At 64.7% G+C, this 23,125-nt stretch carries 23 protein-coding genes and 1 pseudogene (1 of these 24 only partly in view); 9 read left to right on the plus strand and 15 right to left on the minus strand.

The genetic code is table 11. The annotated features are described in order from the left end of the window. The first annotated feature begins 16 nt into the window (after positions 1-16). Positions 17-1,561, plus strand: coding sequence for an FGGY-family carbohydrate kinase (locus tag QFZ94_RS15800; RefSeq protein ID WP_429458070.1), 1,545 nt, complete (start codon positions 17-19; stop codon positions 1,559-1,561). Next, positions 1,558-2,295, plus strand: a complete 738-nt coding sequence (locus QFZ94_RS15805; protein WP_429458072.1) for an SDR family oxidoreductase — start codon at positions 1,558-1,560, stop codon at positions 2,293-2,295. The genes QFZ94_RS15800 and QFZ94_RS15805 overlap by 4 nt, the downstream gene beginning before the upstream one ends. Positions 2,296-2,386: 91 nt before the next feature. Here the strand turns inward: QFZ94_RS15805 and QFZ94_RS15810 are convergent, their stop codons facing one another. The 6 genes from QFZ94_RS15810 to kynB all read right to left on the minus strand — a co-directional run bounded on the left by QFZ94_RS15810 (position 2,387) and on the right by kynB (position 6,922). Beyond that, a complete protein-coding gene (locus QFZ94_RS15810; RefSeq protein WP_410848546.1) occupies positions 2,387-2,671 on the minus strand; it encodes a contact-dependent growth inhibition system immunity protein in 285 nt (94 codons plus the stop codon). Positions 2,672-2,701: 30 nt separating this feature from the next. Then, the gene (locus QFZ94_RS15815) at positions 2,702-2,986 is read right to left on the minus strand and encodes a contact-dependent growth inhibition system immunity protein (RefSeq protein WP_368584734.1); all 285 of its coding nucleotides are present in this window, start codon (positions 2,984-2,986) and stop codon (positions 2,702-2,704) included. 21 nt (positions 2,987-3,007) lie between these two features. Next, positions 3,008-3,838 carry an RNase A-like domain-containing protein gene (locus QFZ94_RS15820; protein ID WP_429458075.1) on the minus strand — a complete coding sequence of 277 codons (831 nt, stop codon included), beginning with the start codon at positions 3,836-3,838 and terminating at the stop codon, positions 3,008-3,010. A 185-nt stretch (positions 3,839-4,023) separates the two neighbouring features. Further along, positions 4,024-4,971 carry a tryptophan 2,3-dioxygenase gene (kynA, locus tag QFZ94_RS15825; protein ID WP_429458077.1) on the minus strand — a complete coding sequence of 316 codons (948 nt, stop codon included), beginning with the start codon at positions 4,969-4,971 and terminating at the stop codon, positions 4,024-4,026. A 10-nt stretch (positions 4,972-4,981) separates the two neighbouring features. Beyond that, the gene (kynU, locus tag QFZ94_RS15830; RefSeq protein WP_368584737.1) at positions 4,982-6,232 is read right to left on the minus strand and encodes a kynureninase; all 1,251 of its coding nucleotides are present in this window, start codon (positions 6,230-6,232) and stop codon (positions 4,982-4,984) included. A 51-nt stretch (positions 6,233-6,283) separates the two neighbouring features. Then, complete coding sequence (gene kynB, locus QFZ94_RS15835; protein WP_368584738.1) at positions 6,284-6,922, minus strand: arylformamidase; 639 nt, start codon at positions 6,920-6,922, stop codon at positions 6,284-6,286. Positions 6,923-7,052: 130 nt separating this feature from the next. On the opposite strand from kynB, the gene QFZ94_RS15840 reads away from it, so the two are divergent. After that, positions 7,053-7,568, plus strand: coding sequence for an Lrp/AsnC family transcriptional regulator (locus QFZ94_RS15840; RefSeq protein ID WP_176105186.1), 516 nt, complete (start codon positions 7,053-7,055; stop codon positions 7,566-7,568). A gap of 75 nt (positions 7,569-7,643) precedes the next feature. On the opposite strand, the gene QFZ94_RS15845 is transcribed toward QFZ94_RS15840, so the two are convergent. Further along, positions 7,644-8,153, minus strand: a complete 510-nt coding sequence (locus tag QFZ94_RS15845; RefSeq protein WP_429458081.1) for a flavin reductase family protein — start codon at positions 8,151-8,153, stop codon at positions 7,644-7,646. A 560-nt stretch (positions 8,154-8,713) separates the two neighbouring features. On the opposite strand from QFZ94_RS15845, the gene msrA reads away from it, so the two are divergent. Beyond that, complete coding sequence (gene msrA, locus QFZ94_RS15850; RefSeq protein ID WP_429458083.1) at positions 8,714-9,253, plus strand: peptide-methionine (S)-S-oxide reductase MsrA; 540 nt, start codon at positions 8,714-8,716, stop codon at positions 9,251-9,253. A gap of 63 nt (positions 9,254-9,316) precedes the next feature. Here the strand turns inward: msrA and QFZ94_RS15855 are convergent, their stop codons facing one another. The 3 genes from QFZ94_RS15855 to pdxH all read right to left on the minus strand — a co-directional run bounded on the left by QFZ94_RS15855 (position 9,317) and on the right by pdxH (position 12,753). Continuing rightward, positions 9,317-10,663, minus strand: a complete 1,347-nt coding sequence (locus QFZ94_RS15855) for a DUF72 domain-containing protein (RefSeq protein WP_429458085.1) — start codon at positions 10,661-10,663, stop codon at positions 9,317-9,319. 84 nt (positions 10,664-10,747) lie between these two features. After that, positions 10,748-11,962: a class I SAM-dependent methyltransferase gene (locus QFZ94_RS15860; protein ID WP_368584741.1), complete on the minus strand. Its 1,215-nt coding sequence runs from the start codon at positions 11,960-11,962 to the stop codon at positions 10,748-10,750. Between the two features lie 149 nt (positions 11,963-12,111). Then, positions 12,112-12,753, minus strand: coding sequence for a pyridoxamine 5'-phosphate oxidase (gene pdxH / locus QFZ94_RS15865; RefSeq protein ID WP_429458088.1), 642 nt, complete (start codon positions 12,751-12,753; stop codon positions 12,112-12,114). Between the two features lie 249 nt (positions 12,754-13,002). Between pdxH and tcdA the strand changes: the two genes are divergently transcribed. Then, on the plus strand, positions 13,003-13,860 hold the full coding sequence (tcdA, locus tag QFZ94_RS15870) for a tRNA cyclic N6-threonylcarbamoyladenosine(37) synthase TcdA (RefSeq protein ID WP_410848540.1): 858 nt from the start codon (positions 13,003-13,005) through the stop codon (positions 13,858-13,860). Positions 13,861-13,928: 68 nt separating this feature from the next. Here tcdA and trxA read toward each other — a convergent pair whose 3' ends face one another. Both trxA and QFZ94_RS15880 read right to left on the minus strand, forming a co-directional pair. Continuing rightward, the gene (gene trxA, locus QFZ94_RS15875) at positions 13,929-14,777 is read right to left on the minus strand and encodes a thioredoxin (RefSeq protein WP_429458091.1); all 849 of its coding nucleotides are present in this window, start codon (positions 14,775-14,777) and stop codon (positions 13,929-13,931) included. 89 nt (positions 14,778-14,866) lie between these two features. Further along, positions 14,867-15,742 (minus strand): pirin family protein, encoded by an 876-nt coding sequence (locus QFZ94_RS15880; protein ID WP_368584744.1) that lies wholly within the window; start codon positions 15,740-15,742, stop codon positions 14,867-14,869. 167 nt (positions 15,743-15,909) lie between these two features. Here QFZ94_RS15880 and QFZ94_RS15885 point away from each other — a divergent pair, with 167 nt between their 5' ends. Then, complete coding sequence (locus tag QFZ94_RS15885) at positions 15,910-16,791, plus strand: EamA family transporter (RefSeq protein WP_368584745.1); 882 nt, start codon at positions 15,910-15,912, stop codon at positions 16,789-16,791. A gap of 394 nt (positions 16,792-17,185) precedes the next feature. Here the strand turns inward: QFZ94_RS15885 and QFZ94_RS15890 are convergent, their stop codons facing one another. Further along, positions 17,186-18,805, minus strand: coding sequence for an N-acetylmuramoyl-L-alanine amidase (locus QFZ94_RS15890; RefSeq protein WP_429458096.1), 1,620 nt, complete (start codon positions 18,803-18,805; stop codon positions 17,186-17,188). After that, positions 18,787-19,383: a tRNA (adenosine(37)-N6)-threonylcarbamoyltransferase complex ATPase subunit type 1 TsaE gene (gene tsaE / locus QFZ94_RS15895; protein WP_410848537.1), complete on the minus strand. Its 597-nt coding sequence runs from the start codon at positions 19,381-19,383 to the stop codon at positions 18,787-18,789. The genes QFZ94_RS15890 and tsaE overlap by 19 nt, the downstream gene beginning before the upstream one ends. A 17-nt stretch (positions 19,384-19,400) precedes the next feature. On the opposite strand from tsaE, the gene queG reads away from it, so the two are divergent. From queG to xerD, 3 genes are read left to right on the plus strand one after another with little or no spacing between them, the layout of a single operon-like run. After that, positions 19,401-20,711, plus strand: coding sequence for a tRNA epoxyqueuosine(34) reductase QueG (gene queG / locus QFZ94_RS15900; protein WP_429458099.1), 1,311 nt, complete (start codon positions 19,401-19,403; stop codon positions 20,709-20,711). A gap of 52 nt (positions 20,712-20,763) precedes the next feature. Next, positions 20,764-21,234 (plus strand): methylated-DNA--[protein]-cysteine S-methyltransferase, encoded by a 471-nt coding sequence (locus tag QFZ94_RS15905; protein ID WP_368584749.1) that lies wholly within the window; start codon positions 20,764-20,766, stop codon positions 21,232-21,234. Beyond that, positions 21,231-22,181 carry a site-specific tyrosine recombinase XerD gene (xerD, locus tag QFZ94_RS15910; protein WP_429458103.1) on the plus strand — a complete coding sequence of 317 codons (951 nt, stop codon included), beginning with the start codon at positions 21,231-21,233 and terminating at the stop codon, positions 22,179-22,181. Before QFZ94_RS15905 ends, xerD begins: the two co-directional genes overlap by 4 nt. Before the next feature lie 33 nt (positions 22,182-22,214). Here the strand turns inward: xerD and QFZ94_RS15915 are convergent. After that, positions 22,215-23,125 (minus strand): annotated as a pseudogene (locus tag QFZ94_RS15915) (class I adenylate-forming enzyme family protein) (its annotated part continues 466 nt past the right edge of the window); the annotation flags it as partial.

Here is a 23,125-nt window from a genome sequence, read left to right on the forward strand (position 1 = left end):
TTTCAACGGAGACTCTATGAACTACGTCATCGGCGTCGATATCGGCACGCAGAGCACGAAGGCGTTGCTGGTCGACCAGCACGGTGCGATCGTCGCGCAGCATGCGTCGAGCTATCAACCCGACACGCCGAAGCCGTTGTGGGCCGAGCAGTGGCCCGCAGTGTGGCTTAAGGCCGTGGTCGAATGCGTGGCCGCGTGCGTCGGCGATGCGAAGGCGGCCGGCATCGCGCCGCGTGCGATCAAGGCGCTGTGCGTGAGCAGCCTGTACGGCGGCTCGGGCATCCCGGTCGACAACGACATGCGGCCGCTCGCGCCGTGCCTGATCTGGATGGACCGGCGCGCGACCGCAGAGGTCGACTGGGTGCGCGAGAACGTCGATCTCGAGCGGCTCTATTCGATCACCGGTAATGGGGTGGACAGCTACTACGGCTACACGAAGATGCTGTGGCTGCGCGAGAACGAGCCGGACGTGTGGGCGCATACGCGCTATTTCCTGCCGCCGAACGCGTACGTGATCTACATGCTGACCGGCGAGGTCGCCGTTGATCACAGCTCGGCTGGCAATATCGGCGGCGTCTACGATATCGCGCGGCGCGACTGGTCGGACGAAGCGCTCGATATGCTCGGCATTCCCGCGACGATGATGCCGGAGCGGCTCGTCGAATCGTCGGAGGTGGTGGGCGGCTTGTTGTCGCAATGGACCGCGCAGCTCGGACTGGAAGCGGGCACGGCGATCGTCGCGGGCGGCGTCGATGCGGCGATGGCGACGTTCGCGGCCGGCGTCACGCGCGCGGGACAGCACGTCGCGATGATCGGCACCAGCATGTGCTGGGGTTACATCAATCAGCGTGTCGACGCGCGACACGGTTTGGTCAGCATGCCGCACGTTTTCAACGGGCAGCACGATATCTACGTATTCGGCGGCGCGATTACCGCGGGCGCGTCGGTCAGCTGGTATCGCGAGCAGTTCTGTCAGGCGGAGATCGAGACCGCGCGCGCGACACCGCATGGCGATCCGCATCGGCTGCTCGAAGAAGCGGCCGCGCAAGTGCCGGCCGGCGCCGACGGCGTGCTGTTCCTGCCGTATCTGATGGGCGAGCGAAGTCCGGTGTGGGATGCGAAGGCGAGTGGCGCGTTCGTCGGGTTGTCGCTGTTTCATACGCGCGCGCATCTGTATCGCGCGGTGCTCGAAGGGGTGTCGTTCGCGCTGAAGCACAACATCGAGGCGGGGCGCAAAGGCGCGCAATCGCTCGACGACAAGTTGATCGTCGTGGGCGGCGCCGCGCATTCGGACCTGTGGATGCAGATCATCGCCGATGTCACCGGCTATCCGGTCTACACGATCGAGCAGGACGTCGAAGCCGCGATGGGCGCGGCGTTGCTCGCCGCGGTCGGCGTCGGCCTCGTGTCGCGCGAAGCGGCGCAAGACGGCTGGGTCACGCTGATCGAGCGCGCGCAGCCCGACGCACGGCGCATGGCGTTATACGAGCAGCGCTTCGGCGTGTACGTGGATCTCTATCCGGCGTTGAAGCCGGTCATGCATCGCTTGCAATCATCATGAACGCTACTTTCGATTTTTCCGGTCGCTCGATTCTGGTGACGGGCGCCTCCAGCGGCATCGGCCGCGCGACGGTCGAGGCGCTGTGCGCGAGCGGCGCATCGGTCGTCGCGGCCGCGCGCAACGTGAACGAGCTCGCGCGGCTCGCCGAGGAAACCGGCTGCGAGCCGTTGCAGCTCGACGTCAGCGACGAAGCCGCGATCGACGAAGCATTCGCGTCGCTCGAACCGTTCGACGGTCTCGTCAATTGCGCGGGCATCGCGTTGCTCGAACGCGCGGTGGATACCACGGCCGCGAGCTTCGATCGCGTGATGGCGGTGAATACGCGCGGCGCGGTGCTGGTCGCGAAGCACGTCGCGCGTGGCATGCTCGACGCGGGTCGCGCGGGCAGCATCGTCAACGTGTCGAGCCAGGCCGCGCTCGTCGCGCTCGACGATCATCTGAGCTATTCGGCGTCGAAGGCGGCGCTCGATGCGGTCACGCGCGCGTTGTGCATCGAGCTGGGGCCGCACGGGATTCGCGTGAATAGCGTGAACCCGACGATCACGCTGACGCCGATGGCGGTGCTGGCGTGGAGCGATCCTGTCAAACGCGATCCTGCGTTGCAGGCGATTCCGCTCAGGCGCTTTGCTGAGTCCGCCGAGGTCGCGGCGCCGATCCTGTTTTTGTTGAGCGATGCGGCGTCGATGGTTAGCGGGGTGTGTTTGCCGATTGATGGTGGGTATACCGCGCGCTAGGGGGTGTCAAGCGCCGTCGGTTGCCTGGTGAAATGAAAGTAGACGGAAGCCCCGCCAGACGGCGGGGCCGTCCGGCGGGCGGAAGTGCAGGCTACTCACTCAGAAGAAGACGTTTAAGCCCATCAAGAAAAGATTCGGCGGTGCGACCCCACAGCGTCGGAACGAACTGGCTGCCGAATTCCTCTTCGAAGGCAGCGCCGAGATTTCCAGCGTGATCTCTCTTGAACCGATCTATGTCGGCCACCTTTGCGTTAATCATTTCTGGCGTGCATCCGCTTGCACAAGCCCGCACCAACTCTTCAATTGTGTTTCCCCAGTAGTCGGAAGCCTCATTGAAGTAGACACCGATCAATTGATCCAGATCGTCGTATGTCATGTATCGCCGTCCAGTGCGAGGAAAATCAGGCTACTCGCTCAGGAGAAGACTCTTAAGTTTGTCGAGAAAAGCCTCGGTGGTTTGCTCCCACACAGTCGGATCGCACTGGTAGCCAAAATTTTCCTCAAACGCGGCGTCGAGATTCCCAGCATGATCGCTCTTGAATCGGTCTATCTCGGCCACCGTCGCATTAATCTCTTCCGGTGTGCACTCGCATGTAAAAGACAAGACCAATTCCTCGATTGTGTTGCCAAAAAGGTCGAAGTCTTCATGGAAGCGGCCACAAATCAATTGATACAAATTTTCGTATCTCATATATCAATATCCATGTGAAATTCAGCCTTCGATCATAGCCGTGAGAATGTAGTATGGCATCCCGTTGTACGTCCCGTACTTCAAGATGACCTTCACTTTACTGCTGTCCACTAGGGTGTCAGTCTTCTGGGTCAATACATAGCCTACTTTTCTTCCAACATCCTTCTCGAGCGTCAGAGTTCGTTTTGATGTTGTTGTCCATTTTCGGATCTTTGAGGCATTTGCAAGCATCGTTTCTGATATGGCCCACTCCGCCTCCTGAAGATTTGCGAAAGACGATACTTCAGTTCTTTTCGGCTCCAGCCTGAGCCTCTCCCGCAACTGCGCCTCAGTCCTCCCGACATGTTTCAAAAGCGTATGTCCACCAATCCGGCTTCCCGCCTTCGCCTCATGCATGTTCAGCCTGATCCGGCCCATCGTGACACGCGCAGCGCGCGCCGCCTTGATCGAGCCAGCAAATCCGAACGGCACGGCGATATCGAGGGACAGGCCGATATTGTTCGCCATGTCAGGGCTCGCCCGCATCGCTTCAGCGAGTTTCGTCGCGCCCCGCTGGGTCAGCGTGGCGGTGTCCCGACCAGTCCAGACCTGCCGCAGGCCAGCCGCCGCCGAGTCCGAGCCATGTACCCCGAACACGACACACCCGGCTTTGCTCGCCATCGTCGGATCTGGCAAAGCGCACAGCACACCTGCGCCGACCATTTCCAGCACGCCGCCGACGACCTGTAACCCGCCCCAAAGCCGGTTGGAAAGCATCTCCGCCTGACTGATCGACTGCCGGGACAGCACGGCCGCGAGTTGCGGGGCACTCAGTACAACCTTCACTCCTTCGGCGTTATCGACACCGGGCATATCGAAACCCTCTGATGTTTTTTATGGGGTTCCGATGCTGGCATGCTGACCATCTCTCAAGATTCGGAGAACTCCGAACTTTCCTCAGCCCGATGAACGGTGCCTGTTCTGCAACGAGCGGGAACAACCGCGGCATCATGCTTGCCGTGATTTCCGGTCATTCCCTGTCTGACACGCGCCAACCGTTACAACATCGTCCGCACATGCCACAACTCGGGGAACAGCACGACATCGAGCATCTTGCGCAGATACGGCGCGCCGCTGGTGCCGCCGGTGCCCTGCTTGAAGCCGATGATGCGCTCGACGGTCGTCACGTGGCGGAAGCGCCATTGGCGGAACGCATCCTCGAGATCGACGAGTTCTTCCGCCATCTCGTACAGCTCCCAATGCTCCGACGGATTGCGATACACCTCGAGCCACGCGGATTCCACCGACGCATCATGTTCGGTCGGCCTGGTCCAGTCGCGTTCGAGCCGCGCGGGCGAAATCTTGAAGCCGCGACGCGCAAGCAGCCGCACCACTTCGTCGTAGAACGACGGCGCTTCGAGCGATGCCTTCACTTGCTCGTACACGTCGGCGCGATGCGCGTGCGGCTTCAGCATCTGCTCGTTCTTGTTGCCGAGCAGGAATTCGATCTGCCGATACTGATACGACTGGAAGCCCGACGAACTGCCGAGGTACGGCCGCATCGCCGTGTATTCAGACGGCGTCATCGTCGCGAGCACACTCCACGCCTGCACCAGTTGCTCCATGATCCGCGACACGCGTGCGAGCATCTTGAACGCGGGCGGCAGCTCATCGCGATGCACGGCCGCGAGCGCCGCGCGCAACTCGTACAACGCGAGCTTCATCCAAAGCTCGCTCGTCTGATGCTGGATGATGAACAGCATCTCGTTGTGATCCGGCGACAACGGATGCTGCGCGTCCAGCACCGTGCCGAGCGACAGATAGTCGCCGTAGCTCATCGACTCCGAGAAGTCGAGCTGCGCGTCGTGCCAGCCGCTATCGGCCGTGCTCGCGGAGGCGGTCGTGGCACTAGCGGCCGGCGCCCAAGCCGTCCGCCCGTGCCCGAACGGGCAGCCTTGTGCCGCCGGTTCTTCTGGCAAGCCCGGCGTGTGCATGTGATCGGTCATTCTGTCGTCCTCAGGTAACGGCGCCGCGCTGGGCGAATTCAGGAGCTTTCCAGGCCTCGCGGGTGAGCACGTCGCGCAAGGTTTCGACGGCGTCCCATACGTCGACGAAGCGCGTGTACAGCGGCGTGAATCCAAAGCGCAGCACGTGCGGCTCGCGATAGTCGCCGATCACGCCACGCGCGATCAGCGCCTGCATCACCTCGTAGCCGTGCGGATGTTCGAAGCTCGCATGCGAGCCGCGCTGCGCGTGCTCGCGCGGCGTCACGAGCTTCAGTGGAAATTCGCTGCAACGCGTCTCGACCAGTTCGATGAACAGATCGGTCAGCGCGAGCGACTTCTCGCGAACCGCCTGCATGTTGGTTTGCAGGAACACGTCGAGCCCGCATTCGACGAGCGCCATCGACACCATCGGCTGCGTGCCGCACAGGAAGCGGCCCACGCCGTCGTCGGGCTGATACGTCGGATTCATCTCGAACGGCGCGCGATGCCCCCACCAGCCCGACAGCGGTTGCGCGAACTCGTTCTGGTGGCGCTTGGGCACCCACACGAACGCGGGCGAACCGGGGCCGCCGTTCAGATACTTGTAGGTGCAGCCGACCGCGTAGTCGGCGCCGGCGCCGTTCAGATCGACCGGCACCGCGCCCGCCGAATGCGCGAGGTCCCATAGCGCGAGCGCGCCCCTGTCGTGAATCAGCTTCGTCAGCGCGGCCATGTCGTGCATGTAGCCGGTGCGATAGTTCACGTGGGTGATCATCGCGATCGCGGTGTCCGCGCCGATCGCGTCGGGCAGCTCGGACGGATCGTCGACGAGGCGCAGCTCGTAGCCGCGATCGAGCTGCTCGATCAAACCCTGCGCGATATACAGATCGCTCGGGAAGTTCGAGCGCTCGGACACGATCACGCGACGCTGCGGATCGCGCGCATTCGCAAGCCGCAGCGCGGCCGACAGCAGCTTGAACAGGTTGATCGAGATCGTGTCGGTGATCACGACTTCGTCTTGGGCCGCGCCGATCAACGGCGCGAGCTTGTTGCCGAGCCGGCGCGGCAGCACGAACCAGCCGGATTTGTTCCAGCTGCGGATCAGCCCTTCGCCCCATTCGGCGGCGATCACGGTTTGCGCGCGCTGCGCCGCGGCGGCCGGCGGTACGCCGAGCGAGTTGCCGTCGAGATAGATGGTCGTCGGCGACAGCGCGAACTGGTCGCGCAGCGCTGCGAGCGGGTCGGCGCTGTCGAGCGCCACGGCTTCGTCACGATGGTTCATGGTGGTTCGAGGGTTGGGTTGTCGGGTTGTTGGCTCGCCGAGTCGCGTGGCTTAGCGAGAGCCGTGCAGTGCGCGCAGCACCGCGCGTACCGGGCTTGCGTCGAGCGTGGTCAGCTTGAGCGGCAGCGCGATCAGTTCGTAGTCGCCGGGTTCGACCGCGTCGAGCACGATGCCTTCGAGAATCGCCATCCGGTGCGCGCGAATGCGGTGATGCGCGTCCATCGTCTTCGATTCCTGGGGATCGAGCGATGGCGTATCGATGCCGATCAGCTTCACGCCGCGCGCGGCGAGCAGATCGACGGTCTCGGGCGCGACCGCGCAGAACGCGCTATCCCACTCGCGCGTTGGCGCATTTCTGTAAGTGCGCAGTAAGACTCGCGGCGGCAGATCGTCGAGCGAGCCGGTCAGGTGTTGTGGCGTCACAACAGGCGACGCGCCGATACAGTCGATCACTCTGCACAAACCGAGATACGCGTCGAGCGGCACGTCGCCGATCGCGGCGCCTTCGGCGTCGTAGTGCAGCGGCGCGTCGGTATGCGCGCCGGTGTGCGGCGACATCGTCAGACGCGCGACATTGACCGGCGAGCCAGCCTCCATGCGCCAGACGCGCTCGATGCCGACCGGCGTGTCGCCCGGCCAGACGGGCGTGGCGGGATCGACGGCGGGGGTGATGTCCCAGAGTGCTCGCATGACGGTTTCGACGGAAGGTGACTATCTCTAAATGATAGAGGTCAAGCCGTGAAATGTGATTGCGAAAAAATCTCCTAACCAGCCGTGTCTTGGAACATAATTTGAGCCAAACAGGAAAGGGAGACCGAATATGAACGCGATCTCGCTCGACGCCACCGATTGCCGTATCTTGACGGTGCTTCAGCAGGAAGGACGGATCAGCAATCTCGACTTGGCGGAGCGTATCTCGCTGTCGCCATCAGCCTGTCTGCGGCGCCTGCGTCTGCTGGAGGAGCAGGGCGTCATCGAACACTACCGCGCGTGTCTGAACCGCGAAGTTTTGGGGTTCGAGCTGGAAGCGTTCGTGCAGGTATCGATGCGCAACGACCAGCAGAACTGGCACGAGCGCTTTGCCGAGGCGTTGCGCGACTGGCCCGAAGTGGTCGGCGCGTTCGTCGTGACCGGCGAAACCCACTATCTGCTGCGCGTGCTCGCGCACAACCTCAAGCACTATTCGGATTTCGTGCTCAACCGCCTGTACAAGGCGCCGGGCGTGATGGACATCCGCTCGAACATCGTGCTCGAAACGCTGAAGGAAGACTCGGGCGTGCCGGTGTCACTGGTGAAGAAGAGCAGCGGGCACGGGGCCACGCATAGCGACCGTTGAGGCTGACGAGGGGCGCGCCATTTCCGGCGCGTCAGACCGATCCGCACTACCGGCGCGAGGGACGCGCCGCGCCGCTCAAAGCGGCTTCAGGCCGTGGAACTGTCCGCTCTGGAACACCAGCGGCAGCATGTCCGCGGCATTTTCGTGCACGCCGCAGCGCTCCACTTCACCGACGAAAATCACGTGGTCGCCTTCGTCGTAGCGGCTGCGGTTATGACATTCGAACCACGCGAGCGCGCCGTCGAGCACCGGCATCCCGCTGTCACCCGCCGCGTGCGATACCCCCTCGAAGCGGTCGCCCTTCACGGTCGCGAAGCGCTTGCACAGATCGAGCTGCGTCGAAGACAGCACGTTGATCACGTAGTGACTGTTGGCGCGGAACACCGGCATCGACGCCGAGCGCGTCGCGAGACTCCACAGCACGAGTGGCGGAGAGAGCGAAACCGAGTTGAACGAACTGGCCGTGATGCCGATCAACTGGCCGGACGCGGCGCGTGTCGTGATCACGGTGACGCCGGTCGCGAACTGGCTGAGCGCCTGTCTGAACGCGGACTGGTCGAAGTTGGGTGGGCTCGCGCTCTTCATCGGGGCAGGGTCCCCGGCGCGCGCCGTGTGAAAGACGGACTAAAGCGCGAATCGAGGCGCGGATAACAACGCGGATATGTGCGGCTGGCAGCGGATGTTTCGAAAGTCATGGTGAAAATCATCGATTTCCGCCAATTTTAACTGTAATCGCCGCGTGCGCCGCACGGCGTTGCGTACGGTGCGTGCTCCGGCGTCAGCTCGCTCACAGTCCAGCACGGACCGGCCGCAGTGTTTCGTGCGGACACGCCGATCGTCATGCCTCGTCTCGCCGCATTTTTCGCTTCGCTTCGCTGGGCATGCGATCGAGTGGGCGCGGCGCTTGCTGTTGTGCTGCATGGTTATTCACCCGTCGCGCGACGGCCTTTCTATACTCGATATCTGCACTGCGGGATTCGCGTGGAATTGCGCGACGCGTTGCAAGCGGCGCCGCGCGACGGGTGCATCGGTTGTGCCTTTTAGTCCGCGTTTTCGGCCATATATTGGGATGCGGTGGCAGACCCGGCGGCGCTACGCAGGCCGACTGCCGATCATTGTGTGGATCTGATCCTGGGGTGAAGCTTATGAACGAGACGGCAACGCTCGGCGGTGGATGTTTCTGGTGCCTCGAAGCGGTGTATCTGGACGTCGAGGGCGTCAATGCGGTGGAGTCGGGGTACGCGGGCGGTCATACGCGCCGTCCGAGCTACGAGCAGGTCTGCGACGGCGACACCGGTCACGCGGAAGTGGTCAAGGTCGACTTCGATCCGGCGAAGATCAGCTATCGCGAGATTCTCGACATCTTCTTCGCAATCCACGATCCGACCCAGGTGAACCGGCAGGGCAACGACGTCGGCACGCAATACCGCTCGGTGATCTTCACGCATTCCGATGCGCAGCGCGAAACCGCGCTGCAGGCGATTCGCGAGATCGGCGAACAGGGCATCTACGACGGCAAGATCGTGACCGAGGTGCTGCCGCTCGGCGACAATTACTGGCCTGCCGAGGCTTACCACCAGAACTATTTCGCGCAGCATCCGAATCAGGGCTACTGCTCGTTCGTGGTCGCACCGAAGGTCGCGAAATTCCGCCAGAAGTTCGCGCATCGGATCAAGGCGCGCTAACGGCGCAGCGCGAGGATCGGAGTCGGCAGCGGGCGGATACGCATGGCCGCCGGCTGCTGTTCGTCACTGCGGTTCCTGTGCCTGCGATCGCGCATCATCAGCGCCAGCGCCACTATTCCCGCGTCCCTGAGTGACACGCACACAGGCTTCGACGATCTCTTCGGCCAGCTTCACGCAGCTGAGCGGCGCCGATCCTTCCGCCTTGTTGTTGACCGCGATCACCACCGGCTGGCCGGCGAGCGCGTAGCGCGCGGCCAGTTCGGCGAGCGACGCGCGGGTCGCCGGGTCTTCGTCGACCAGCTGGTTGAACGGCTCGTACTTCGCTTTCGCCTGTTCGTATTTGAAGCCGCCGTGCAGGCTCCAGCGCACGATCAGCGGACCGGCCGGCTCGCCGTCGAGCAGCGCGAGCGCCGCGGCCTGGCGCAGCGGATCCGGCATCCGCGCATGAATGCCGACGCAGTAGCGCACGCCCGCCGTCTTCAGCATGCGGATGAAGCGTGGCGTGAGCAGGCTCGCGTCGCGAATCTCGACCGCATAGCAACTGCCGTCGGGCAGCCTCGGCAGCGCGCCGAAAAACTCTCCCAGACGCTCGATGAACACCGCCGGCTGCGCGAGCATCTGATCCGGCAGCGGCGAGAACTGGAACACCAGCGCGCCGGCCTTTGCACCGAGGCCTTCGACACAGGGCGTGACGAAATCGTCGATCGCCATCTGCGCGTTCAGGAAGCACGGGTTCATCGACACCGGCTCGCCGCGCTCGGCGCGCACGGTGGCGTCGGTGATCGTCATCGGCGCCTTGACGATGAAGCGGAAGTGCTCGGGCACCTGCTGCGCGTAGCGCAGGTATTCGGTGACCGTCAGCGCCTGGTAGAACGAGCGGTCGATGCTGACCGTCTTCAGCAGCGGATGCGCGCCGTACGCGCTCAAGCCCTCGCGCGACAGTTTGCTGTTGCTGTAGTTGTCGCCATAGACGATGCCGCTCCAGCCCGGGAACGACCATGTCGACGTGCCGAGATGGATCTGCGGCGGCAGTTGCGCCGCAAGCGCGAGCAATTCGGGCGACGGCGGCGCGGCGAGCACGTCGCGGCCGCGGCGTTTTTTCGGGGCGTCGGTGGCGGCGGGTGCGGAGGCTGGTTCAGCAGCGGGGCTGTCGGGCGCGGCGTCGTCTTCGAACAGCGACGCGGCGGCGTTTGCTTTTGCGGTTTTCGGCGCGCGCTTGCGCTCTGGCTGCGCGGCAGTGCTCGCGATGGAATCGGCCTCGCTCGTGGACATGGCCGGCGCTTCTGCCGCAGCCTCGACCGGCATCCCGAACAGATCGAACTGCTGCGTGGCGTCGTGCGCCGCATCGTCCGCGCTGCCGTTCTTGCCGTTCAACGGCTTTTCAATGTCACTCGTCCTGCTGTGGTCCATCAATGTCCGGCCTGCTGTTGATCAGAATTGCGCCGCGGCGCGCGCTTCATGCACGCCGCCGCGGCGCAACCGGTCACGGCACGGTCACAGCGGTTTTTCGTACATGTAGCGGCGCGACCACGGCAGGGTTTTCGCGCTGCGGCCGGCTTTGCGGCACACCACCTGGAAGATCGACACGTCGTCGTTTTCGAACGCATAGGCGCAGCCGGCCAGATACACGCGCCAGATGCGGAATTTTTCGTCGTCGACGAGCTTGCGCGCCTGATCCGCGTGGGCTTCGAAATTTTCCGCCCAGATGTCGAGCGTGTGCGCATAGTGACGGCGCAGGCTTTCGACGTCAATCGGTTCGAGTCCGCCGCGCTGCATCGATTCGAGCGCGAGGCTGATATGCGGCAGCTCGCCGTCCGGGAACACGTAGCGGTCGATGAACTCGCCGCCGCCGAGCGCGGTTTCGCCGCTATCGGCGTCGCTCGACGTGATGCCGTGGTTCATCGCGATGCCGTCGTCGGCGAGCAGATCGTGGATCTTCTGGAAATAGCCGGGCAGGTTCTTGCGGCCGACGTGCTCGAACATGCCGACGCTCGTGATGCGGTCGAACTGCCCCGGGATGTCGCGATAGTCCTGCAGGCGGATTTCGATCTGGTTCTCGAGCCCGGCCGCTTTGACGCGCGCGGTGGCGAGATCGAACTGGTTCTGCGACAGCGTGACGCCGACGCACTTCGCGCCGAACTTCTGCGCGGCGCGCAGCACGAGTGCACCCCAGCCGCAGCCGATGTCGAGCAGACGCTGGCCGGGCTGCAACTGGATTTTGGTCAGAATGTGATCGATTTTCTTCAGCTGCGCGGTCGCGAGGTCTTCGGTGCCGGTCTCGAAGTACGCGCACGAGTAGACCATGTTCTCGTCGAGCCACAGCTTGTAGAACTCGTTCGACACGTCGTAGTGGTACTGAATGGCTTTCTTATCCGACGTCTTCGAATGATTGAAGTAGCGCCGCACGCGCGCGAGCTTGCCGGCGCTCGTTACGGTACTGCGCGCGAGCTGATAGCCGATATTGATGATGTCCGACAGCTTGCCCTCGATGTCAATCTTGCCTTTGACATAGGCTTCGCCGAGATTGTCGAGGCTCGGTTCGAGCAGGTAGGGCAGCGCGGTTGCGCTCTTCACGTGTAGCGTGACCTGGGGCGCGGCGAACTGCCCGAAGTCGTGTTGCTGACCGTCCCACAGCACGAGGCGTGCGGGCAGGTTAGCTGTGCTTTTGACATCTTCAACCCACTGCGCCAGCTTTTTCTCCCAGAACATGTGATCTCTCCGTGTTCGTTGATTTAAAGCAAAGCTATGTGGATCGCGACAGCGTGCGGCGCATTCCGCGGGCCGCGCAACGCAATCCCGCCGACGCGCGCCGCTACGATGGCGGCGCGGCCGGCGTCATTCGTCCCATCATCGTCCGGTCAGGGTTGCAGGCGTGCGATCAGCCAGTTCGCGCTGTCTTCCGCGCGCGTATAAAGCAGACGATCGTGCAGCCGCGATGGCCGCCCCTGCCAGAATTCGATCGCGTCGGGCACCAGACGGTAGCCACCCCAGTGCGGCGGACGTGGAGGATTTTCGCCGTATTGCAGGCTGATTTCGCGTTCGCGTACTTCGAGCTGCGAGCGGCTTTCAATTACCTGACTCTGATTCGATGCCCATGCGCCGATCCGCGAGCCGAGCGGACGCGATGCGAAATACGCGTCACTTTCTGCCTCGCTCGTTTTGACGACGCGGCCCTCGATGCGCACCTGGCGTTCGAGTTCGATCCAGTGAAACAGCAGGCTCGCGTAGGGGTTCGCGCTCAGTTCGCGGCCCTTGCGGCTTTCGTAGTTGGTGAAGAACACGAAACCACGCTCGTCGACGCCCTTGATGAGCACGATGCGTGCCGAAGGCCGGCCGCGCGCGTCGACCGTGGCAAGCGTCATCGCATTCGGCTCGGGCAGCTTGGCGTCGATGGCCTGCTGGAACCACGTGTCGAATTGACGGAACGGATCGTGGTTGACGTCGGCAACGTCCAGTGAGCCTAGCGAGTAGTTTTTCCGAAGCTCGGCGAGTGAGATCATGTTCTTATGCGAACGCTACAGTGGGCCAAGTATAGCTAAGGCGCCGGGTTTTTGCGCGCGAGCGGATCAACGTATGGCGGCCGCATGTTGCGAGCGCCAGGCCTGCAACGTTGGGTCGCGGCTCGGGGTCCTGCGCGGCTGCCTTCACGTGTTAAGGCAAAATACGGGCTGCGCGCCAGATTGGCCAAAGCGAATTGCCAATGCGCCGCCGCCTGTTACTTTCCGCCTGTGTTTTCGAGCCCTGCCATCATGTCCAGCACCACCGCGCAATCCGATCTTACTACCAGCCTCGACGCGAACGAAACCGCCGACCGCGCCCGCCGGTTCGGCGGCATCGCCCGTCTGTATGGCGCGCCCGCGCTCGCCGCGTTCGAGGGTGCGCACGTCGCGGTGATCGGCATCGGCGGGGTGGGGTCGTGGGTCGCGGAGGCGCTTGCGCGCAGCGCGCTCGGCACGCTGACGCTGATCGATCTGGACAACGTCGCGGAAAGCAACACTAACCGGCAGATTCACGCGCTCGACGGCAACTACGGAAAACCGAAGGTCGAAGCGATGGCCGAGCGCATCAAGGCGATCAATCCGTACTGCGACGTGCGCCTGATCGAAGACTTCGTCGAGCCGGACAATTTCGCGGCGACGCTCGGCGGCGGTTTCGACTATGTGATCGACGCGATCGACAGCGTGCGCACGAAGACCGCGCTGATCGCGTGGTGCGTCGAGCGCAAGCAGCCGCTGATCACGGTCGGCGGGGCGGGCGGTCAGCTCGACCCGACGCGTATCCGCATCGACGATCTGGCGCTGACGATCCAGGACCCGCTGCTGTCGAAGGTGCGCGGGCAGTTGCGCAAGCAGCACGGCTTTCCGCGTGGGCCGAAAGCGAAGTTCAAGGTGAGCGCCGTGTATTCCGACGAGCCGCTGATCTATCCGGAAGCGGCCGTTTGCGATATCGATGAAGAAGCCGAGCACGTGAGCACGTCGCCCGGACATACGGGGCCGGTCGGCTTGAACTGCGCGGGGTTTGGATCGAGCGTGTGTGTGACCGCGAGCTTTGGTTTCGCGGCCGCGGCGTATGTGTTGCGGGAGCTGGCGAAGAAGGCGACGGTTTAGGTGACAGCCTGGGCGACGGTTTCAACCGCTCCGACCCAGGCCGCCATCGGGCAAAACATCGCAAACGATCAGTTCAACGAGGCGCTCAGCTTGCGCCGCCACTGCGCCACCAGCTCCGGCTGATGCGCGGCGAGATCGAACACCGACAACATCGTCTTGCGGCCGATATCTTCGCGGAACCCGCGGTCGCGCTGCACGATCGCGAGCAGATGTTCGAGCGCCTGCGCATATTTGTGCCGCGCGATAAACGCATTCGCGAGATCGAAGCGCGCTTCGAGATCGTCGGGATTGCCCGCGACGCGCGCTTCGAGCGCATCGGTGGGCGGCAGGTCCGCGGCGGCGTCCACCGCGTCGAGCCTGGTTTTGATCGCGTTGAAACGCGCGTCGATGCCTTGCGTGGTTTTCGGCGACAGCAGATCGACTTCGTTGCGCGCCTCGTCGATGCGGTTGTCTTCGAGCAGCAACTCGATGCGGTCCATGCGCGCGTCGTCGAAGCCCGGGTCGTACGCGAGCGCCGCTTGCAGCAGGTCGTAGGCGTCGTCGCGGCGGCCTTCGGCGAGCGCGGTTTGCGCTTCGATGCGCGCTCCCGGCGCGCCCTGCGGCACGAGCCGGTCGAGGAACTCGCGCAGCTGTCCTTCCGTCAGCACGCCGATGAACTGATCGACGGCCTGGCCGTCGGCGAACGCGATCACGTGCGGAATGCTGCGCACCTGGAAGTGCGCGGCCAGTTCGTGGTTCTCGTCCACGTTGACCTTCACGAGCTTCCATTTGCCGGCGGCTTCGGCCTCGAGCTTTTCGAGCATTGGGCCGAGACTCTTGCAGGGGCCGCACCACGGCGCCCAGAAATCCACCAGCACCGGGGCCAGCATCGACGCCTTGATGACGTCCTGTTCGAAAGTGGCCAGAGTGGTGTCCATTGCGTCCTCGTCGATAGAAACGGTTTGTGGCTAGCTGGGGCCGAATCGCGCGATTTCAATGCGGTCCTGCGCGTGCGGCCCGGGCGCCGTTACTTGCGCTGCGGCAGCGGAACCCATTCGGTTTCGCCGGGCACGTGGCCCATTTCCTGATTCGTCCACGCGAGCTTCGCGGCTTCGATCTTCTCGCGTGAACTCGCGACGAAATTCCATTCGATGAAGCGCTCGCCGTCTAGCTTCTCGCCGCCGAGCAGCATCACGCGCGCGCCGTGGGTGCTCGCGAGCGTGACGGTTTCGTCCAGCGCGAGCACGGCCATCTGGCCGGCTTCGAGCGTGGTGCCGTCGATCTCCAGATCGCCTTCCACCAGATATACGCCGCGCTCCTCGTGCTCCGGTTCGAGCGCGAACGCGCTGCCCGGCGTGAAGTCGGCGGCCACGTACAGCGTGCCCGAGAACGTCGCGACCGGCGACACGGCGCCGAACGCGGTGCCCGCGATCACATGCAGCGTCACGCCATTGCGCTCGACGACCGGCAAGGTCGCCGCCGCATGATGCGCGAACGACGGCTCGGCGTCTTCATCGGCGAGCGGCAGCGCGACCCAGGTCTGGATGCCGTGAATTCTCTGGCCGCGTGCGCGGTCTTCGGCCGGCGTGCGCTCCGAATGGACGATGCCGCGCCCGGCCGTCATCCAGTTGACGTCGCCGGGGACGATCTTCTGCTCGGAGCCGAGACTGTCCCGATGCATGATCGCGCCGTCGAACAGATAGGTGACGGTCGCGAGGCCGATATGCGGATGCGGGCGCACGTCGAGGCCGGTGCCGGGTTCGAGGGTTGCTGGGCCCATGTGGTCGAAGAAGATGAACGGGCCGACGAGGCGCGCCGCCATCGCCGGCAGTACGCGCCGCACGGCCAGATTGCCGATGTCGCGTACGTGCGGTGTGAGGACGGCTTTGATCGAGGAGGTCATGGGCAGGCTCGACGTGAAAGTGGAAGAAGAACGCTGGAATGGACGATTCTACTGCGCGTCGCGCGCGGCCGACGGCAACGGTGCACGCTCGCCATCAGCGGGCGCGATGAACCGGGATCGCAGGCTCGGCTACACTGCCGGATCGAACCATTTCACTGGAGACCTGGATGTCGCCCAGGGACTTGCTGCTCGCGCTGATCGTCGTGGTCGCGTGGGGTGTCAATTTCGTCGTGATCAAGGTCGGCCTGCATGGTGTGCCGCCGATGCTGCTCGGCGCGCTGCGCTTTGCGCTCGCTGCGGTGCCGGCGGTGTTTTTCGTCAAGCGGCCGCAGATGCCGTGGCGGTGGCTGTTCGCCTACGGCGCGACGATCTCGTTCGGGCAATTCGCGTTCCTGTTCTCGGCGATGTATGTCGGCATGCCGGCGGGGCTCGCGTCGCTGGTACTGCAGGCGCAGGCGTTTTTCACGCTGATTTTCGCGGCGCTGTTTCTGCACGAACGCTTCCGATTGCCGAATGTCGCGGGTCTGCTGATCGCCGCGGCGGGGCTCGCGGTGATCGGTCTGCAAGGCGGCCACACGATGTCGCTGGTCGGATTCCTGCTGACGCTGTGCGCCGCGTGCATGTGGGCGCTCGGCAATATCGTCACGAAGAAGGTCGGCACGGTCGATCTGGTCGGACTCGTCGTGTGGGGCAGCCTGATTCCGCCGCTGCCGTTCTTCGCCGCGTCGTTCGTATTCGAGGGGCCGCGCGAGATCGCCGCCGCGCTGACCGGTATCAGCGCGTTGTCGATCTTCGCGATCGTCTATCTGGCGTTTATCGCGACCCTGGTCGGCTATGGCTTGTGGAGCCGTCTGCTGTCGCGCTATCCGGCGAGCCAGGTCGCGCCGTTCTCGCTGCTGGTGCCGATCGTCGGACTCGCGTCGGCGTCGCTGCTGCTCGGCGAGCAATTGTCGGCGATGCAGGTGGCGGGCGCATTGCTCGTGATGGCGGGGCTCGCGGTCAACGTGTTCGGCGGCTGGGTCGTGCAGCGCTTTATGCCGGCGCGCTGAGCAACTGTTGGGCCAGCGGCAGCGTACGGCGGCGTCTGCTACCCGCAAGCCAGGCACACGCTCCGGAAGCGCTGAGCTTGATCCGCGCGTTCCACACCAATCAGTGCGAAATGGCTTGGGCGGACGTGACACGCTGATACGGCAAACTGCCCGCGTGGCTCAAACGCTTGCGTGCGCGGCTCAAGCAACTTCCCAATGAAAACCGGCCCGGACGCACCTGTGCCCGGACCGTCCGCGGGGCTTCTTCATGCGAAAAAGACCGCGCCGTATCAGGCCTCCCGATCTTCGCCAGGCGTCGGCGCGACTCCATCAGAGGCTTCACGCGGCGAGAGCCGGCATTTCATCATTCCAGCCAACGCCAATACGTGCTGGAGGCGGTGAGTGCGTGCCGACATCACGTCATGCGGCTCTTCGCGAGCGGCGGATTCGCCGCGAAATAGCGCTTGATGCCGGTCAGAATCGCGTTGGCCATCTTGTCGCGATACGCGTCGTCGTTCAGGCGGTGCTCTTCATCCGGATTGCTGATGAACGCGGTCTCGACGAGGATCGACGGAATGTCCGGCGCCTTCAGCACCGCGAAGCCGGCCTGCTCGACCGAGCCCTTGTGCAGCTTGTTGATGTCGCCGATCTCCTTGAGCACGAAGTTGCCGTAGCGCATCGAGTCGCGAATCTGCGCGGTGGTCGACATGTCGAATAGCGCGCGGTTCACGGTGGCGTCGTCGGATTTGATGTTGATGCCGCCGATCAGGTCCGACGAGTTCTCCTTGTTCGCCATCCAGCGCGCGGCCGCGCTCGACGCGCCGTGCTCCGACAGCGCGAACACCGACGAACCCTTCGCCTCGGGCGTCGTGAACGCGTCCGCGTGGATCGACACGAACAGGTCCGCGCCGACGCGCCGCGCCTTCTGCACGCGCACGTTCAGCGGCACAAAGAAGTCGGCGTCGCGCGTCATCATCGCGCGCATGTTCGGCTGCGCGTCGATCTTCGCGCGCAGCTTCTTCGCGATGTCGAGCGCGACGTGCTTCTCGTAGGTGCCTGAGCCGCCGATCGCGCCCGGGTCTTCGCCGCCGTGACCCGGATCGATCGCGACGGTGAGCAGTCGCACGGTGTTGCTGCGGCCCGACTTCGGCGTGGTGAATGCGTAGGTGTCGCCGTTCTCGCCGAGGTTGTCGTTGTTGCTGTCGAGGCCGCGTGCGGTGCTGTTGCTATTGGCGTTGCCACCCTTGTTGCGGGCGATCGCGCTCGGCGGCGCGGACGGCGCAGAGGGTGTGGGCTGCCTGCCGGCAATCGCCGGCGCTGACGGCGCCGGCGTGCCACGCGCGGGCGGACGAGGTACGCCCGCGGCGCCGTTGCCTGCGCCACTACCCGCGCCACCGTTCTGCGCGTAATGCTCGAAGAACGCCTCGCTGTTGTCGACGGGCGGCGGCGTACTGGGACCGGACAGCGTCGCGGGGGGCGCGCTGTTTTCTTCGTTGAGCGCCTGCTGCTTGCGCTCGGTCTGCGCGAGCAGGTCCATCAGGGGATCGGGCGCGACAGCGGGATACAGGTCGAACACCAGCCGGTACTTGTACGCGCCGACCGGCGGCAGCGCGAACACCTGCGGCTTCACCGAGCCCTTCAGGTCGAACACCATGCGCACCACGTGCGGCTGATACTGCCCGACCCGCACCGACGAAATCTGCGGATCGTTCGGCGTGATCTTCGACACCAGTTCCTTGAGCGCCTGATCGAGATCGAGGCCGTTCAGATCGACGACGAGCCGGTCCGGTCCCTGCAGCAGTTGCTGCGTGTTCTGCAGCGGCTGATCGGATTCGATCGTCACGCGCGTGTAGTCGCGCGCGGGCCACACGCGCACGCCGAGCACCGAGCTCGCAAACGCGAGACGCGGCGCGACGAGGCCGAGCACCAGCGTCGACGCGCCCGCGCGCAGGATCTGCCGGCGCCGCCAGTTATGCGTTGCGCCCGCTGCCGATTCGATCGAATGGAACGGTTTGATTAACATCTTTCGAGACATGCCTTTCCTGATTCGCTATAAGCGCGTGCGACGAGTACGCGTGCGTCCGCGTTTGCGTCCATGTTGCCGACGAGCCCGAGCGAGAAGACGAGATCCGGTACGCCGAGCAGCGGTCCCGCGCGTTGCGGCCATTCGACGAGACAGACCGCGCCGCTATCGAAATATTCGCGAAAGCCCGCGTCGGCCCATTCGGCCGGATCGGAGAATCTGTACAGATCGAAGTGATAGAGCGCGAGTTCCCCAGCGGGCCGCGCGAGCACATACGGTTCGACGAGCGTGTAGGTCGGACTGCGCACGCGGCCGGTGTGGCCGAGGCCGCGCAAGGTCGCGCGCACGAGCGTGGTTTTGCCGGCGCCGAGATCGCCGACGAGTTGGACTTGCAGGCCGTGGAATGCGAGGTCGCTTGCGGCGCCGGGCTGTGCTGACTGCGCCTGCTGCGAGGCCGCGCGCACGCTTTCGATCGCCTGTGCGAAGCGCGCGCCGAACGTCTGCGTCGCGGCTTCGTCCGCGAGCGCGAAAGAGCGTTCGAGCAGCACCGGGGCGGACGGTAGGGTCGCGTGATCGGGATTGACGGGCATTCTCGTAAAATGACGTGATGAACCGAAGTCCGAAGTCCCCTGTTTCCTGCACGCCCGCATCGGCCGATGATACCGTGCGAGCTTCTGATGCAACGTCCCGTTTCGATGAGGCGGCGCTTCGTGCGCTCGCGCTCGACATCAAGACGTGGGGCCGTGAACTCGGTTTCGGGGCGATCGGCATTAGCGATACCGATCTGTCGGCCGCCGAAGCGCCGCTTGCAGCATGGCTCGAAGCGGGTTGCCACGGCGAGATGGATTATATGGCCAAACACGGCATGAAACGCGCGAGGCCCGCCGAGCTTGTGGCCGGCACGCGACGCGTGATCACCGTGCGCATCGCCTATTTGCCTGCGCGGACGCTGGAAGGTGAGGTGGCCAAGGGTGCGTATGAAGGGGCGCATGAAGCCGCCCCTGAAAGCATGCAGCAAGACGCAACGCCACCTGTCTCACGCGCGACACCCCGCGCGCGCGACTGGCGCGCGGCCGAGCATGCGAGGCTCGCGGACCCATCGACGGCGGTCGTATCGATCTATGCGCGCGGCCGCGACTATCACAAGGTGATGCGTCAGCGCCTGCAACAACTGGCCGACCGGATCGAAGCGGCGACCGGGCCGTTCGGCTATCGCGTGTTCACCGATTCGGCGCCAGTGCTCGAAGTCGAACTCGCGCAGAAGGCCGGCATCGGCTGGCGCGGCAAGCACACCTTGCTTTTGCAGCGCGACGCCGGCTCGCTGTTTTTCCTCGGCGAGATCTATGTCGACATCCCGCTGCCGACCGACTCCGAAACCTCGCCCGAGGTCGCGCCCGAAACGCCGGGCTCGCATTGCGGCAGCTGCGCGCGCTGCATCGGCGCCTGTCCGACCGGCGCGATCGTCGCGCCGTATAAGGTCGACGCGCGGCGCTGCATCTCGTATCTGACGATCGAGCTGAAGGGCAGCATTCCGCTCGAGCTGCGGCCGCTGATCGGCAATCGGGTGTATGGCTGTGATGATTGCCAGCTCGTGTGTCCGTGGAACAAGTTCGCGCAGGCCGCGCCGGTCGCCGATTTCGATGTGCGGCACGGGCTCGATCGCGCGTCGCTGGTCGAACTGTTCGCGTGGAGCGCGCAGGAGTTCGATACGCGCATGCAGGGCAGCGCGATTCGCCGCATCGGCTACGAGTGCTGGCTGCGCAATCTCGCGGTCGGCATGGGCAACGCATTGCGCGCCGCGCCCGGAGCTCTCGACGCCGATGCGCGCGACGCGATCGTGCGGGCGTTGAAGCAGCGAGCCGACGATCCGTCGGCGCTCGTGCGCGAGCATGTGGAGTGGGCGCTGGAAGCGGCGTAAAGTCGTGGCAATTCGGTGCCGGCAATCCGGCACGCTAGAGGAGCAGGCAATCATGTTCAACGCAGTGATCGATGCGCCGTTCGGCAAGGTCGGCATCCGGCTCGAAGGCGAGGCGGTGCGCGAGATCGTCTATCTGCCCGACTCGACGCGCAACGTCGCGCCCGAGACGCCGCTCGCACGCGAGGCGGCCGAGCAGATCGAGCGTTACTTCGAGAGCGCGTCCGCGAAGTTCGAGTTGCCGCTCGCCGTGTGCGGCACCGCGTTCCAGCGGCGCGTGTGGCAGGCGATCTGCGACATCCCGCCCGGTGTCGTGCTGACTTACGGACAACTCGCGAAGCAGCTCGGCAGCGTGCCGCGCGCGGTCGGCCAGGCGTGCGGCGCGAATTTCTTTCCGATCGTGATTCCGTGTCACCGCGTGGTGAGTGCGAGCGGCATCGGCGGCTTCGCGCACGATGGCGGCGATGGCTTCTTTCGCGACGTGAAGCGCTGGCTGCTCGCGCATGAAGGTGTGCCGTACGTATGAGCACGACCCCCGATACCGCTGAACACGTCGAAGACACAGCCGCCGTATCGCCGCTGCTGCTGACCAGCGCCGCATCGATCGACGCCTTTTGCGACGCGCTGTGGCTCGAACACGGCCTGTCGCGCAACACGCTCGACGCGTATCGCCGCGACTTGCGCCTGTTCTGCGAATGGCTCGCGCACACGCGCAATGCGTCACTCGACACCGCGAGCGAAGCCGACCTGAGCGCCTACAGCGCGGCGCGGCAAAAGGACAAGGCGACCTCGGCGAACCGCCGGCTGTCGGTGTTTCGCCGCTATTACGCGTGGGCGGTGCGCGAGCATCGCGCGGCCGCCGATCCCACGTTGCGCATCCGCTCGGCGAAGCAGCCGCCGCGTTTTCCGTCGACCTTGAGCGAAGCGCAGGTCGAAGCGCTGCTCGGCGCGCCCGACCTCGGCACGCCGCTCGGCTTGCGCGATCGCACGATGCTCGAACTGATGTACGCGAGCGGCTTGCGCGTGACCGAACTGGTCACGCTGAAGACCGTCGAGGTGGGACTCAACGAAGGCGTCGTGCGCGTCACCGGCAAGGGCTCGAAGGAGCGGTTGGTGCCGTTCGGCGAAGAGGCGCACGCGTGGATCGAGCGCTATCTTCGCGAGGCGCGCCCGGCGCTGCTCGGCCCGCGCGCGGCCGACGCGCTATTCGTGACGGCACGCGCCGAAGGCATGACGCGCCAGCAGTTCTGGAACATCATCAAGCGACACGCGCAGGCGGCGGGTGTGCATGCGCCGTTGTCGCCGCATACGTTGCGGCATGCGTTCGCGACGCATCTGCTCAATCACGGTGCCGATCTGCGGGTCGTGCAATTGCTGCTCGGCCACACCGATATCTCGACGACGCAGATCTACACGCACGTCGCGCGAGAACGTCTGAAATCGCTGCACGCGCAGCATCATCCGCGCGGCTGAGCACGGTGTGAAGCGCGCGGGCCTGCGCTCGCTTCACACCAACTCGCGCAACCGGTGCTTGAGAATCTTGCCGGTCGATGCGGCCGGCAGCGACGCGAGCACCTTCACCTCGGCAGGCCGCTTATACGGCGCGAGCCGCTCGCCGCACCACGCGATCAACTCCGCGGGCGCGACTGCGGCGCCGGCAATCAGCTCGACGAACGCGATCACCTCCTCGTTGCCCTCGACCGCGCGCCCGATCACCGCCGACTGCACGACCTGCGGATGCGCGTTCAGCACGTGCTCGACCTCGGCCGGATACACGTTGAAGCCCGAGCGGATGATCAGTTCCTTGCTGCGCCCGACGATATGCAATGCACCGTCCGCGTCCCGGCGCGCGAGGTCGCCGGTCTTCAGCCAGCCATTCTCGGTGACGGTCGCGCGGGTCTGCTCGGGGTTGCGGTAGTAGCCGAGCATCACGTTCGGGCCGCGCACCCACAGCTCGCCGATCTCGCCCGGCGCGGCTTCGACTCCGTCGAGTCCGACGAACTTCACTTCGACGCCCGGAATGACTTCGCCGACCGAGCAATCGGCGCGCGGTGCGTCGACCATCGTCTGTGACACGGTCGGGCTGCTTTCGGTCATGCCGTAGCCGTTGTGCAGCGGCAGACCGTACACGGTTTCTGCCTGCGACTTCAACGCGGCGTCGAGCGGCGAGCCGCCCGAGTACGCGAAGCGCAGTTGCGGCGCGGACCATGCGTGGCCGTGCGTGTGCAGATGTTCGAGCAGCTTCGCGTGCATCGCCGGCACGCCCTGGAAGATCGACACGTGCTCGTCGGCGAGGGCGCGGCGCACCGCTTCCGGCACGAAGCGCGGCGCGAGCCGCAACGTCGCGCCCGCATGCAGGCTGCCGAGGCATACCGATGCGAAGCCGTACACATGCGAGATCGGCAGCACCGCATAGA

Origin of the sequence: Paraburkholderia sp. JPY465, from assembly GCF_050436725.1 — a bacterium.
GTDB lineage: Bacteria > Pseudomonadota > Gammaproteobacteria > Burkholderiales > Burkholderiaceae > Paraburkholderia > Paraburkholderia youngii.

What these genes read in the sequence shown, in the direction of transcription:
- QFZ94_RS15800 (WP_429458070.1), top strand. Translation starts at nt 17, where the DNA reads ATGAACTACGTCATCGGCGTCGATATCGGCACGCAGAGCACGAAGGCG.
- QFZ94_RS15805 (WP_429458072.1), top strand. Translation starts at nt 1,558, where the DNA reads ATGAACGCTACTTTCGATTTTTCCGGTCGCTCGATTCTGGTGACGGGC.
- QFZ94_RS15810 (WP_410848546.1), bottom strand. Translation starts at nt 2,671, where the DNA reads ATGACATACGACGATCTGGATCAATTGATCGGTGTCTACTTCAATGAG.
- QFZ94_RS15815 (WP_368584734.1), bottom strand. Translation starts at nt 2,986, where the DNA reads ATGAGATACGAAAATTTGTATCAATTGATTTGTGGCCGCTTCCATGAA.
- QFZ94_RS15820 (WP_429458075.1), bottom strand. Translation starts at nt 3,838, where the DNA reads ATGCCCGGTGTCGATAACGCCGAAGGAGTGAAGGTTGTACTGAGTGCC.
- kynA (WP_429458077.1), bottom strand. Translation starts at nt 4,971, where the DNA reads ATGACCGATCACATGCACACGCCGGGCTTGCCAGAAGAACCGGCGGCA.
- kynU (WP_368584737.1), bottom strand. Translation starts at nt 6,232, where the DNA reads ATGAACCATCGTGACGAAGCCGTGGCGCTCGACAGCGCCGACCCGCTC.
- kynB (WP_368584738.1), bottom strand. Translation starts at nt 6,922, where the DNA reads ATGCGAGCACTCTGGGACATCACCCCCGCCGTCGATCCCGCCACGCCC.
- QFZ94_RS15840 (WP_176105186.1), top strand. Translation starts at nt 7,053, where the DNA reads ATGAACGCGATCTCGCTCGACGCCACCGATTGCCGTATCTTGACGGTG.
- QFZ94_RS15845 (WP_429458081.1), bottom strand. Translation starts at nt 8,153, where the DNA reads ATGAAGAGCGCGAGCCCACCCAACTTCGACCAGTCCGCGTTCAGACAG.
- msrA (WP_429458083.1), top strand. Translation starts at nt 8,714, where the DNA reads ATGAACGAGACGGCAACGCTCGGCGGTGGATGTTTCTGGTGCCTCGAA.
- QFZ94_RS15855 (WP_429458085.1), bottom strand. Translation starts at nt 10,663, where the DNA reads ATGGACCACAGCAGGACGAGTGACATTGAAAAGCCGTTGAACGGCAAG.
- QFZ94_RS15860 (WP_368584741.1), bottom strand. Translation starts at nt 11,962, where the DNA reads ATGTTCTGGGAGAAAAAGCTGGCGCAGTGGGTTGAAGATGTCAAAAGC.
- pdxH (WP_429458088.1), bottom strand. Translation starts at nt 12,753, where the DNA reads ATGATCTCACTCGCCGAGCTTCGGAAAAACTACTCGCTAGGCTCACTG.
- tcdA (WP_410848540.1), top strand. Translation starts at nt 13,003, where the DNA reads ATGTCCAGCACCACCGCGCAATCCGATCTTACTACCAGCCTCGACGCG.
- trxA (WP_429458091.1), bottom strand. Translation starts at nt 14,777, where the DNA reads ATGGACACCACTCTGGCCACTTTCGAACAGGACGTCATCAAGGCGTCG.
- QFZ94_RS15880 (WP_368584744.1), bottom strand. Translation starts at nt 15,742, where the DNA reads ATGACCTCCTCGATCAAAGCCGTCCTCACACCGCACGTACGCGACATC.
- QFZ94_RS15885 (WP_368584745.1), top strand. Translation starts at nt 15,910, where the DNA reads ATGTCGCCCAGGGACTTGCTGCTCGCGCTGATCGTCGTGGTCGCGTGG.
- QFZ94_RS15890 (WP_429458096.1), bottom strand. Translation starts at nt 18,805, where the DNA reads ATGTCTCGAAAGATGTTAATCAAACCGTTCCATTCGATCGAATCGGCA.
- tsaE (WP_410848537.1), bottom strand. Translation starts at nt 19,383, where the DNA reads ATGCCCGTCAATCCCGATCACGCGACCCTACCGTCCGCCCCGGTGCTG.
- queG (WP_429458099.1), top strand. Translation starts at nt 19,401, where the DNA reads ATGAACCGAAGTCCGAAGTCCCCTGTTTCCTGCACGCCCGCATCGGCC.
- QFZ94_RS15905 (WP_368584749.1), top strand. Translation starts at nt 20,764, where the DNA reads ATGTTCAACGCAGTGATCGATGCGCCGTTCGGCAAGGTCGGCATCCGG.
- xerD (WP_429458103.1), top strand. Translation starts at nt 21,231, where the DNA reads ATGAGCACGACCCCCGATACCGCTGAACACGTCGAAGACACAGCCGCC.